The sequence below is a fragment of the Paenibacillus sp. BT-177 genome, assembly GCF_025846815.2.
GTDB lineage: Bacteria > Bacillota > Bacilli > Paenibacillales > Paenibacillaceae > Paenibacillus > Paenibacillus polymyxa_C.
Window position 1 is genome coordinate 81,902 of sequence record NZ_JAOYTP010000013.1, and the last position, 14,415, is coordinate 96,316.

At 49.0% G+C, this 14,415-nt stretch carries 1 protein-coding gene and 1 pseudogene; one reads left to right on the plus strand and one right to left on the minus strand.

Going from position 1 to position 14,415, the window contains the following annotated elements; all coding sequences use genetic code 11:
* Positions 1–30: 30 nt before the first annotated feature.
* Positions 31–12,594 (plus strand): annotated as a pseudogene (locus OIU26_RS23900) (amino acid adenylation domain-containing protein); the annotation flags it as partial.
* Between the two features lie 115 nt (positions 12,595–12,709).
* On the opposite strand, the gene OIU26_RS23905 reads toward OIU26_RS23900, so the two are convergent.
* A complete protein-coding gene (locus OIU26_RS23905) occupies positions 12,710–13,744 on the minus strand; it encodes an alpha/beta hydrolase (RefSeq protein WP_013368720.1) in 1,035 nt (344 codons plus the stop codon).
* Between the last annotated feature and the right edge of the window lie 671 nt (positions 13,745–14,415).

A 14,415-nucleotide genomic window follows, 5' to 3' on the forward strand; every position in this document is an offset into this window, starting at 1 on the left:
CGCCATTTACTATTGTTTGATATGCATCATATTGTCTCAGATGGGGTTTCTATGAATATTCTCATAGAGGAGTTTCTCCGTTTCTACCAAGAAGAGGACGTATTGCCTGCGCTACAAATCCAGTACGCAGATTATGCGGTATGGCAGCAAGAGCAGCTCGGAAGAGAGCGTCTCAAAGCCCAGGAAGCTTACTGGTTGGATGCATTCCGCGGAAGCTTGCCAGTGCTGGATTTGCCAGTGGACGAAGTTCGTCCTGCGGTACGAAGCTTTGCGGGAGATCGGATTGACTTCCAGATTGATGCTTCTCTGAGCGCTTCACTTCAGGAGCTGGCTACCCGAACAGGTTCTACGCTGTTCATGGTGCTGCTGGCAGCCTATACGACGCTCTTGCATAAGTACACGGGTCAGGAAGATGTCATTGTCGGTTCACCAGTGGCGGGAAGATCCCATACCACACTCGAAGGTCTCATCGGTATGTTCGTAGGCACAGTGGCACTGCGTACTTATCCAGAGGGCGAAAAGTCCTTCGAGGCTTACTTGCAGGAAGTGAAGGAAACAGCCCTGCGGGCCTATGAAAACCAGGATTATCCGTTCGAGGAGCTGGTAGAGAAGCTGCAGCTTCAGCGTGACCTAAGTCGTAACCCACTATTTGATACCATGTTTGTTCTGCAAAATATCGAGCAGGGAGAACAAGAAATCGAGGGATTGCGTTTCACTCCTTACGATCATGTACATCCTGCTGCCAAGTTCGACCTCACACTGACGGTGAGCGAAGTGGATGGGACATTGAACTGCACGCTGGAATACGCGACTGCAATCTACAAGCGGGAGACCGCTGAGCGGATGGCAGGCCACTTTGTACAGCTTATTCAGGAAGCTATCGCCAATCCGGGAATGTCGTTGTCATCCCTGGATATCGTGACACCGCAGGAAAAATCGATGTTGATGAAAGATGCGGACGAAGCCAAAGCAGATTATCCTCGTGACAAAACGATTCATGCACTGTTCGAGGAACAGGCTGTTCGTAATCCGGATGCAGTAGCAGTCGTATGTGAAGAGGCAACCCTGTCTTATAGCGAGCTGAATGAGCGGGCCAACGGACTTGCCAGAACACTGCGCGAGCGTGGTCTGCAACCAGATGGTCTGGTTGGAATCATGGCGGAACGTTCCCTTGAAATGGTCGTTGGGATTTTAGCCATTTTGAAGGCGGGCGGAGCTTATGTCCCTGTGGACCCTGAATATCCAGAGGATCGCATTCGCTTTATGCTTGAGGATTCGGGAGCCAAGCTTCTGCTGACACAAGCACATCTAGAGACACGTGTCTCCTTTACCGGAGACGTCATCAATCTGGATGAGTCGGCTTCCTACAAGAAAGATGTCTCAAATCTGGAGCCTGCAGCTGGACCGAATCATCTTGCCTACGTCATCTACACATCGGGTACGACAGGCAAGCCTAAGGGAACACTGATCGAGCATAAAAATGTAGTCCGCTTGCTCTTTAATGATAAGAATATGTTTGACTTCGATGCTCAGGATACGTGGACGCTGTTCCATTCGTTCTGTTTCGACTTCTCTGTATGGGAGATGTACGGGGCATTGCTGAACGGAGGTCGTCTGGTCATCGTTCCATCGCTGACTGCGAAGAGCCCGGAGCGTTTCTTGCAATTGCTGAAAGACCAGAAGGTCACCGTCTTGAACCAGACGCCAACATACTTCTACCAGTTGCTACAGGAAGAACTTAGTCATCGCGCGGCAGAGTTGAGCCTCCGCATGATTATCTTTGGTGGAGAGGCGTTGAGCCCAGCCTTGCTCAAAGACTGGAGAGCGAAATATCCGCAAGTGCAGCTTATCAACATGTATGGCATCACGGAAACGACCGTGCATGTGACGTATAAGGAAATTACGGAACTGGAAATTGAACAGGGCCGCAGCAATATCGGTATCCCGATTCCGACACTACGTGCGTACATTCTGGATGAACAACGCCGTCCACAACCGATTGGCATTCCGGGTGAACTCTACGTTGCGGGCGAAGGGCTGGCGCGTGGCTACCTAAATAGACCGGAGTTGACGGAAGAGAAGTTTGTAGCTCATCCGTTTGAAGCGGGCGAGCGTATGTACCGCTCAGGTGACTTGGCACGCTGGCTGCCGGATGGCAGCATGGAGTATCTCGGACGGATTGACCATCAGGTTAAAATTCGGGGTTACCGCATTGAGCTGGGCGAAGTGGAGGCGAAGCTGCTCCATGCTCCGTCTGTAAGGGAGGCCGTTGTGCTTGCCCGAGAGGATGGAAGTGGACAAAAAGTGCTGGTCGGCTATTTCACTGCGGATCAGATGCTGACGGTAGGCGAATTGAGAAAAGCCTTGGCTGCTGAACTGCCGGCTTATATGATTCCATCTTACTTTATGCAATTGGAACAGATGCCGTTGACCCCAAATGGCAAGCTGGATCGCAAAGCGCTTCCGGCTCCAGAGGCCAATGTGCAGACTGGAGCGGTTTATGAAGCGCCGAGGAATGCAGCTGAGGAAGCTTTAGCTTCCGTATGGCAAGGTGTGCTGGGAGCACAGCAGGTCGGCATCCATGATCATTTCTTCGATCTGGGCGGTGACTCTATTAAGGCGATTCAGGTATCCTCCAGATTGTTCCAGTCTGGATATAAATTAGAGATGAAGGATCTCTTCAAATATCCGACCATTGCCGAGCTAAGCCCGTATCTTCAGGTAGCCGGACGCACAGCAGAGCAAGGTGAGATCAAGGGTGCAGCGGAGTTAATGCCAATTCAGCGTTGGTTCTTTGAACGCCACACAGCAGAGCCGCATCATTACAATCATGCTGTCATGCTCCATCGGAAAGACGGCTTTGATGAGGCTGCACTCCGGTTGACAATGGACCAAATTGCGATCCATCATGATGCGCTGCGTATGGTTTTCCGGCCTACAGAAGCTGGATACGCGGCCTGGAATCGGGGAATTGACGAAGGCGAACTTTACACATTGGACATCGCCGATATGCGACAGGCAGATGACGAGGCAGCTGCTGTTCAAGCCCAGGCCGATGCCACACAGGCAAGCTTCCACTTGGAAGACGGCCCTCTGTTCAAGCTAGGTTTGTTCCATTGTAATGATGGCGATCATTTGTTGATTGTCATTCATCACCTCTTGGTTGACGGCGTGTCCTGGCGCATCCTGTTTGAGGACATTGCAGCAGGATACGAGCAGGCGTTGAATGGACAAGCGATTGTTCTTCCGCAAAAGACCGATTCGTATCTTGTATGGTCCGAGCAAGCGGCGAAGTATGCAGCAGGCCCTGCTCTGGACAAGGAACGTTCATACTGGCAGCAGATTGAGGAGACGGTTCTGACTCCACTGCCAAAGGATCAGGATCAGGAGCCAGGCACCATTCGAGATACCGAGTCGGTTACGGTAACGTGGTCTGCTGAAGAAACCGACCTGCTGCTGCGACAAGCAAACCGGGCTTATCATACAGAGACGAATGATTTACTCTTGACTGCTCTGGGAGCAGCTATTCAGCACTGGACAGGCATGGAGCAGGTTCTGGTTAACCTTGAAGGACATGGACGGGAAATGATCATACCAGATCTGGATATTACCCGTACCGTGGGTTGGTTCACAACTCAGTACCCTGTTCTGCTGAACCTGCAAGATGGGCAGGAAGTATCTACCCGGATCAAGCGCATCAAGGAGAATTTGCGAGAGGTTCCGCACAAAGGTATCGGCTACGGTCTGCTGAAGTATATGGCACCGGAAAATGGCGCTCGATTCAGCGTAGAACCGGAAGTTTCCTTCAACTACCTTGGACAGTTTGACCAGGACTTGGAGGGCAATGCTCTTAGCTTGTCTACACATTCAGTCGGTAAGGCGCTCAGCGATCACACACCACAGCAATATGCTCTGGATGTGAATGGCATGGTTGCCGAAGGACAGCTATCACTGACGATTACGTATAGCAATAGGCAGTACCGTAAGGAGACGGTAAGCCATTTTGCTGAATTATTACAGTCAAGCCTTAGCGAGGTTATCCGGCATTGTGTGGCTCAGGAGCGTGTACAGCTTACTCCAAGTGATGTTCTGTTCCAAGGTCTGACCCTGGAGCAGCTTGATCGACTCACAGCTCAGACGGCCCATATTGGAGAGATTGAGGATGTGTACAAGCTAACGGCAATGCAGAAGGGCATGCTCTTCCACAGCTTGCTGGAGCCGGACTCCTCTTCCTACTTTGAGCAGGCAACGTTTGAGCTACGTGGCAGCTTCGATGTAGATACCTTCTTCGAGAGCTTCCAGGCTTTGGCGCAACGACATGCCATACTGCGTACCGGTTTTTACAACAATATTACTGATGTACCGCTGCAAGTTGTCTTTAAGCAACGGCCTATCCCTCTGAACTACGTAGATTTGCGTGCCGCTACGTTGGAGGAGCAAGAAGCCCAGATTCAGGCTTACACTACTGAAGATATGGCTAAGGGATTCAGCTTGTCAGAAGATCCGCTGATGCGAGTGACTGTCTTGCAAAAAGAACAAAGCCACCTTGTATTGTGGAGCTTCCATCATATTGTCATGGACGGCTGGTGCATCCCGATTATTACACAGGAGCTGTTCGATTATTATTCTGCCCTGCGTCAGCAAGTACAGCCTGTACTGCCGCCGGCTCAGCCCTACAGCCGTTATATTGAATGGCTTGATGCACAGGACGATCAAGAGGCTTCAACATATTGGAGTCAATATCTCGAAGACTATGACGGCAATACGGTATTGCCAGAAGCTAAAACGAAATCTCAAGCTAAAGAAGAGGGCTACGTTCTGAATGAGCATGTTCTCCATTTGGGTACAGCCTTGACCCGCAAAATGGACGTTGTCGCGAAGCGCAATCATGTGACGGTCAACACACTCATGCAGACAGCCTGGGGACTGATTCTCCAGCGTTACAATGCCAGCTCGGATGTAGTTTTCGGCGGTGTTGTATCGGGTAGACCTGCTGAGATTGCAGGGATCGAGAATATGGTGGGTCTGTTTATTAATACAGTACCTATCCGTGTACACTCATCCAAAGACGAGGCCTTCGTCGAGGTGATGAAACGTACACAGGCACATTCGTTGGCTGGTCGTGCCTACGACACTTATCCGCTGTATGAGATTCAGGGGAAAACAACTCAAAAGCAAGACCTGATTTCTCATATTATGATCTTTGAAAATTATCCGCTTGACGAACAGGTAGAACAGTCGGGTAACCACACAGAGGACAATCTCGAAGTCGCCAACTTCGCCATGTTTGAGCAAACTAACTATGACTTTAACCTGGTTGTCATTCCAGGCGAGGACATTAAGGTCTGCATTCGCTACAATGCTTCGGTCTACGAGCAAGAAAGTATTGCGCGAATCGGAGGACATTTGTTGCAAATGCTCGATCAGGTAGCTACTCGTCCGCAAGCAACGATACAGGAGCTGGAGATTGTAACAACAGAGGAACGGACGAACCTGCTAGACTGGAGTGGCAAGGCTCATGTCTATCCAAGTGATCAGGGTCTGCACACCTTGTTTGAAGAACAGGTTGCCCGTACGCCGGATAAGATCGCGGCAATAAGCGGTGACATCCAGATCACGTATCGGGAGCTGAACGAGCGGGCAAACAGACTGGCTTCGACCTTGATAGCCCAAGGACTACGGAGCGAACAAGTAGTGGGTCTATTGGCGGATCGATCAGTGGAACTGCTGGTTGCCATTATGGGCGTGCTCAAAGCGGGCGGAGCCTATGTACCGATTGATCCTGAATATCCGCAGGAGCGGATACAGTATATTCTGAAGGACTCTGGCGCTGAGATTCTGCTCACACAGAGCCACCTGACGAAGCTAGCGTCCTTTGAGGGAATGGTTATGGAATTGGATTCTCCGCACATCTACGGAACTGGAGTGAATAATCCTAATATTCCTGTGAGAGGAAACGATTTGGTGTATTTAATCTATACTTCGGGTACAACAGGAAATCCGAAGGGAACCATGATTAACCATAAAGGAATCGTGAACTACATCTGGTGGGCCAATAAAGTCTATTGTGCAGGGCAACCAACGGACTTCCCGCTGTATTCATCCATTTCGTTTGACTTGACGATGACATCAATGTTTACTCCGTTAATAAACGGAGGAATAGTACGGATTTATGATGGTATAGATAAAGCGGAGGTTGTTCAGCATATTTTGCGCGAAAATGCGGTCGATATTCTCAAGCTGACGCCGACACATCTCAGTCTCATAAAAGACATGACCATTCCAGCGGAAAGTCGCATTCAGCAGCTCATTGTGGGTGGAGAAAATCTGACTACGCATTTGTCAAAAACGATTACCGACCTCTTTGGTGGCAACATCAAGATTTACAATGAATACGGTCCAACCGAAACCGTCGTCGGCTGCATGATTCACCTGTACGATCCTGCGAAGGATACACGGGAATCCGTACCGATTGGATTGCCGTCCGATAACATATACATTCATATCTTGGATGAACAGCTTCGTCTCGTACCGTTAGGTGTGGAGGGCGAAATGTACATCGCCGGGGACGGAGTAGCCCGTGGATACCTGAACCGTCCGGATCTTACCGCAGAAAAATTCATTAGGAATCCGTTCGCCGCGGAAGGAAATATGTATCGGACCGGAGATTTAGCTCGTCGCCTTCCTAATGGAGACATTGAGTACATTGGGCGTATTGACCATCAAGTCAAAATCCGGGGCTATCGTATTGAACTTGGTGAGATTGAGGCCAAGTTGCTGGATATACCACTTGTCGAGGAAGCTCTTGTTGTTGCGTGGGTAGATGCCAATGGGCAGAAGTCTCTATGTGCTTACTTTGTAGCGGATCGGGAAATGTCTGTCAGCGAGCTGAGAAATGAACTGTCTGCTGAACTGCCTGCATATATGATTCCGTCTTACTTTGTCCAAATGGACGTAATGCCTTTGACACCGAATGGCAAGCTGGATCGTAAGGCACTGCCTGAACCAAACTTGGGTGTGAAGGCAGGAGCTGCCTTTGCTGCTCCGCGGACGGATGTGGAGAACATTTTGGCTTCGATTTGGCAAGGTGTGCTCGGCGTGCCGCTTGTTGGCATACATGATAATTTCTTTGAACTTGGAGGCGACTCGATCAAATCGATTCAGGTTTCATCAAGACTTCTCCACGCAGGCTACAAACTGGAAATGAAGAATTTGTTCAGCTATCCAACAATTGCGGAACTGGCTCAGCGCGTTAGCGCAGTCAGCCGAATTGCAGATCAGAGCGAGGTACACGGAACGGTAAAACTGGGACCTGCCCAGCGCAGATTTTTCGAAGAGCAGTCAACGGATCTTCATCACTTTAATCAGTCGGTTATGCTGTACCGACGTGAAGGCTTTAATACCGATGCGCTCGCCAAGGTTATTCAAAAAATTGCAGAGCACCATGATGCGCTGCGACTGGTGTTCCGCCAAGGAGAGCAAGGAGTAGAAGCCTGGAACCGTAGCTTGGGCGAAGGTGAACTGTACAGCCTCCAAATCCACGATTTGCGGGATGAAAAAGATCCGGCTTTGGCAATAGAAGCAGGTGCAGAAGCCATTCAGCGCAGCATCTCTCTGGAGGATGGACCTCTCTTTAGACTAGGTCTGTTCCGCTGTACGGAAGGCGAACATTTGTTGATCGTTATTCATCACTTGGCTGTGGATGGCGTATCCTGGCGTATTCTCTTTGAGGACCTACAGGAAGGCTACGAGCAGGCAGCACGTGGAGAAGCGGTCAAACTTCCACAGAAGACGGATTCGTACCGTGCATGGGTTGATGGAATCACGCAATACGCCAACAGCCCGGCGGCTGAACAAGAACGCAGCTTTTGGGCTGAGGTGGAAGGAGAGGGATTTGCCCTTCTTCCAAAAGACAAGGTGGACGGTACTCTTCTTATAAAAGACAGCGAGGCTGTTACGGTAACATGGTCGGCAGAAGAGACAGAGCAGTTCTTGAAAGAGGCGAATCGAACTTACAATACGGAAGTTAACGATCTGCTCTTGACGGCCCTCGGTATGGCGGTTCACGAGTGGACAGGGATCGAACGTATAGGCATCCTACTGGAAGGACATGGACGGGAGCCTGTAGTACCGGAATTGGATATCACTCGCACGATAGGCTGGTTTACAAGTCAGTATCCTGTCGCTCTTGAGATGGGAGGCGAATTGGAGATCGGCGCCAGAATCAAGCGTGTCAAGGAAGATCTGCGTCGTATCCCAAACAAAGGTGTAGGATACGGTATCTTGAAATATTTGAGCGACGTATCCGCTGGCTCCTCCTTCTCGGCAGAACCGGAGATTATCTTCAACTACCTAGGGCAGTTTGACCAGGATCTTGCAGAGGGAACGATGGAGGTATCACCTTACTCGGCAGGATCTGAGGTCAGTGAGCAGATGGTGCAGCATCAGGCATTGAACATCAATGGGCTGATTACCGAAGGACAGCTTCAGCTTTCGGTCAGCTATAACCATCAGCAGTTCCATGCAGATTCGGTAGAGAAGTTTGTCGGTATCCTGAAGGAGCGTCTCAGTGAAGTTATTGGGCACTGTGTGCGCAAGGAAAGAACCGAACTTACACCAAGCGATGTACTCCTCAAAGATATCAGCTTGGAGGAAATCGAGGAGCTGGAAGAGCAGACACGGCACATCGGTAGCATTGAAAATATGTATAAACTGACACCAATGCAAAAGGGAATGTTGTTCCACAGCTTGCTGGAGCCTCATTCAGAGGTCTACTTTGAGCAGGCCACATTTGAAATCCAGGGAGTGTTCTATCCTGAGGATTTCAAACGCAGCTTACAGCATCTGATGAAACGGCATGCCATATTGAGAACGAATTTCCATGCCGGATGGGGCGATTTCCCCATACAGATTGTGTTCAAAGAAAGAGCATGCGATTTCGTATACGAGGATTTGCATGAGCTGGAATCCAGTGAAATAGAAGTGCGTCTTGCAGCTTACATTGCCCAAGACAAAGCAAGAGGCTTTGATCTTGCGAACGAAGCCTTGCTGCGTGTTGCTATTCTACGTACTGCAAAAGAGCATTACCATCTGTTGTGGAGCTCTCATCACATCATTTTGGATGGCTGGTGTATGCCGCTTGTGCTCCAGGAAGTGTTTGAAACATACGGAGCTCTACGTGAGCAAAAGGAACCTGAGCTTCCTGCAGCAGCATCGTACAGCCAGTACATTCAATGGTTGGAGAAACAAGGCGAGGAAGAGGCATCCTCTTACTGGAGAGGATATCTGGAAGGCTACGAGCAGCAGACGAAGCTGCCACAGGCTATTACACAGCCATCGGCCAAAGTAGAAGCCTACTTGTCAGAGAAGCTGGTATTCACGTTGGATGCGGAATTGACCGAGCGCCTGGAACAAGTGGCCAAGCAGCACCAGGTGACGATGAACACACTGATGCAAGCAGCCTGGGGAATCGTGTTGCAACGCTATAATAGAAGCCAGGATGTCGTCTTCGGAAGTGTGGTATCAGGCAGACCTGCCGAGATTCCGGGTATCGAAAGCATGATCGGTCTCTTCATTAATACAGTTCCAGTTCGGGTTCAGGCCGAGGGAAGCGATTCGTTCTCGCATGTGATGAAGAGACAGCAGGAATTATATTTGGCAGGACATGCTTATGATTCCTATCCGCTCTATGAGATTCAGGCACAGAGCGAACAAAAGCAAGATTTGATTTCCCATATCATGGTATTTGAAAATTACCCGGTAGAAGAGCATCTGGAAGAGAAAATTGCCAATGATGAGGCCGAATACAAAATTACGGATGTTCAGATGTTTGAACAGACGAATTATGACTTTAACCTCATTGTGCTGCCGGGACGTAGTCTAGAGTTCTTGTATCGTTATAATGCTCGTGTCTATGACCGGGAGAGCGTGGAACGGATTCAAGGACACTTGACGAAAATTCTGACAAGCGTATCTGTACAACCTGCTATCCGTATTGATGAGCTGGAGCTGATTACGCCAGAAGAGAAATCACAAATTATAGAGGTATGGGGAGACACAGCAGCTCCTTATCCGCGTGAGAAGACCCTTCACGGTATATTTGAGGAAAAAGCTGCGCTCACACCGGATCATACAGCACTTATTTTCGGCGAAACGGAGCTTACCTACGGAGAACTTCATCAGCAGGCCAACCGCCTCGCACGTACGCTGCGTGCGCAAGGGGTCAGACCGGATCAGCCAGTCGGCATCATGGTCGAGCGTTCGCTTGAGATGATCATTGGCATCCATGCCATTCTAAAAGCGGGCGGTGCCTATGTACCGATTGATCCGGAGTTTCCGGAAGACCGTATCCGCCACATGCTGGAGGATTCGGGAGCGAAGCTTCTGCTGACGAAGAGTCATCTCAAAGATCGTTTCCCATTCACTGGCACGATCCTGGCACTGGATGATCCGCAGGCGTATCATGCGGATGACTCCAATCTGGAGCCAATTGCAGGGCCAGAGCATCTGGCGTATATCATTTACACGTCGGGTTCAACCGGCAAGCCGAAAGGTGTAATGATTGAGCATCGCTCCGCCGTCCATACACTGAGCCAGTTGGAAGCTGAATATCCGATGTTGGCAGGTGATCGATTCCTGCTCAAAACGACATTCACCTTTGACTTCTCCGTGCCAGAGCTGTTCTGCTGGTTCTTTGGACAGGGGACGCTTGTGATCCTGCCGCAGGGCGTGGACAAAGACCCGGTGGCACTGCTGGAGGCTGTGGATACGAACCGAATCACGCATCTTAATTTGGTACCTTCGATGCTCAGCGTGCTCGTTCAATATTTGAAGGAAAGCAGTACCCAAGGATTCCTTACTTTGAAATACCTGTTTGCCTGCGGCGAGACGCTGCCTGCCAAACTTGTGGAAGAGTACTATAAAGTATCGCCTTATGCAGTACTGGAAAACATCTACGGTCCTACGGAAGCGGCCGTATATGCGACTCGATATACAACGAGTCCTGAGACTGCTGCTCTAACGCATGTACCTATCGGCAAACCGTACGCTAACGTACAAGTATGGATGATGGATAGCGCTGCTCAGGTATCACCAGTAGGTGTGCCGGGGGAACTCTGCATTGCAGGTGAAGGGGTAGCGAGAGGGTACTTCAACCAGCCGGACCTGACGGCAGAGAAGTTCATTCCTCATCCGTACAAACCGGGAGAACGGATTTACCGAACGGGCGATTTGGCCCGGTGGTTGCCAGACGGGAATATTGAGTATTTGGGACGGATCGATCACCAGGTGAAAATCCGCGGTTACCGCATTGAACTGGGAGAAGTGGAAGCGCAAATCCTGAAGGTGCCGTCGGTGCAGGAAGCGGTTGTTCTAGCACTGGCTGACTCCAGCGGAAGTACTCAGCTTTGCGCATATTTTGTGGCCGAGGAAGGGCTCACAGCGGGCGTACTACGCGAGGCACTGGCCAGCGAGCTGCCAAGCTACATGATTCCATCTGCTTTCGTGCAGCTGGGGCAAATGCCGCTGAATCCGAATGGCAAATTGGATCGCAAAGCGCTACCAGCGCCGGAAACCCTTCTGCGGAGCACAGCGGAGTATATCGCGCCGCGTACGCAGACAGAAGTAGAGCTCGCTCAGATTTGGTCCGAGGTGCTCGGTGTACAGGAAATCGGAATCAGGGATCATTTCTTCGAGCTTGGGGGCCATTCCCTGAAAGTATTGGGCTTGATTCAAAGGATCTCGTCCAGTATGGGCGTCCATCTCCCACTCCAGGCCGTGTTTAATCTGCCGACTGTGGAAGAAATGGCGCATGAAATTTTCAAGCTGCAGGCAACAACTGCCGCGGATAAACAAGAAATGGAAATTATCCGCTTCCCAGGGAAAGGAACACTTAAAGTATTTTGCTTCCCTCCACGGGTAGGCCACTCTTTGGGGTACTATGAGATGGCCAAGGAGCTGGAAGGGCTTTGCGAGGTGTACGGGATGGAATTTATCGGCGATCGGTACCAGGGTCAGGATATGCTGGATCGATACATCGATGCCATCGTGGATATTCAAGCAGAAGGCCCATATGTATTCCTGGGATACTCACTTGGAGGAAATCTGGCCTTCGAGGTAGCTAAAGCCATGGAAATGCGAGGGTACCATGTTGGCGACATTATTATGGTAGATGCTATGAGAAAGATGTCCAAGGATGAATCGACACCAGAGGAGCTTGAAGAGATTGTCGAGACAGTGTTGGACAGCATTAGAGAGCAGTACAAAGCATTCCTCGCAGATCCAGCGGACAGGGAGCGAGTCATGGAAAAAATGCTAGTTTACTCCACCTACCGCGATGAACTTATTAACGCAGGTGAAGTTCATGCAAATATCCATGCTCTGATTGCAGAGGATGATAGTATTGGACCGGATACATCATTAGATAAATTGTTATGGCAACAGGCAACACTTGGCCAATACAAAGAATACGAAGTCATCGGAACGCATGATGTGCTGCTTGATTCCGGTTTTGTCGGGGAAAATGCTAAAGTACTGAGACAAATACTTGGTAAAATTGTGGAAGCCTCATCTAAAAACAAGCCTATTTTGTCCTAAGATCAAACAACGAGAATAGTAGTGAGCAGCAAAGACGCCCGGGTTCCTTTATATAGGAGGGACCCGGGCGTCTTTTTTATTTTATGAAATCCTCAACATGCAGAGAGTAGTGCCTCTAATGATCAGTGTTTGTTTTAGCAACGGTTGACCGAGAATAATGGATATTGGAGATGAGCTCACGGATGACTTGAATGACAAGCTCTGGTTGATCATGAATAATCATATGCTCGCTCTTCTTGGCAACAATAAATTTACTATTGGTAGAGATATTGAGCATCTCGCGTTGCCCAATTTGCCAGCTTTGTTCGATCTGATCATTTCCACGCTTGCTAATACCAAACTGAGTCAAATCTTGCTGAATGCCTCGGGCTATCACACGCACAGGGAGGTTACCCAAATGCTGGCCGCGTATGGCATCTTCGGTAGTGCTCGCCAGATCACCCTCCTCGGCAACAGAGCGGAAGTACTTAGGGGAAGCAACAATATTCACAAAAGATTTTCTATCTCGATACTCCACCCGTCCGTTTAGCATAAAATTGGGAAACAGACGGAAAGCCCCTGCTTTTTCTAGGAGAATGGATATGAGTGGCGAGGGATTGCCCTTAGGTCTTTCTTTGGCATAGATCTTATTGGTCCGGCGAGCATCATTCTCAGGCCTAGCATCCACTAGAACCAGTCCTGCTACTTCGTTTCTGTATGTTTGTGCATAAAGCCTTGAGTACATCCCCCCGAGAGAATGACCTACAAAGATATAAGGAGGTTGGATGTCTGCATTCTTTAGAGCAGTATGAAGCTCCCGAACGATGTTTTCACCGGTGCGTGGTGTATTTGCCTCTTCGCTCCATGCATAGCCTGCCCGATCATAAGATACAACGGTGGCGAAGGATGACAGCTTCTCGGGAATATCCCTCCAGGACAGGCTACTTTCCCCGCTTCCTGATTCAAGCACGATCGTCGGAGAGCCAGCACCTATTTTATGAATATGGAGACGATAGCCTCCAGCGTCGACCATTCTCCCCAGAGGAGGATATTGCGACTTATCGTGTTTGGATGCAATCGATTCATACACAAATCCAGAGATAACGACAAGCAGTAAGCAAGAGATAACCCCAAATACGACTCTCGTCCAGGTTCGCCTTCGTTGTTTCATTTAAAATCTACTCCTCTATAATGTCATTATTTAATTAATCATCATCTATTTCATATGAAGTAAAATCGCTTTGGTGTGGTTTGGTCTTGATGAACATTTCATGCTTAACCATTAAATTGGAGTTCCGTAATATCCACCTATTCACTATTAAAGACTGGGGGGAATGGCGCGGGTGTGCCTTATTATTTATACCCATCCTTTCTTTGTCAAATCATCAATATTAAAGAAAAAAAGAATATACAATTAAGAACCATTTGAACAAAAGCCCAGGGTCTAGTTACAATCATAAACGTTGTAAAACAACTTAATAAAAAACCTTGCATTTAAAAATCCAGAATGATATACTCTAATTCCGGCCAAGAAGATATAGTGGTTGCGAGCGAGAGATACAAGAAAAGATTTTAAAAAAATGCTTGCAAAGTTGGTTCGGAAGTGATATGATATAAGAGTTGATGAGGCGATGAGCTGATTCAAAAAAAGAAGTGTTTGATCTTTGAAAACTGAACAACGAGTGAGTAAACTGATTTTGTTCGCGAAATCAACAATGAGATATTTTATCTCGTCAGTTTCAAATGAGCTAATCGCTCTTTCGATAAACCAACTTCGGTTGGTCTTTAATGGAGAGTTTGATCCTGGCTCAGGACGAACGCTGGCGGCGTGCCTAATACATG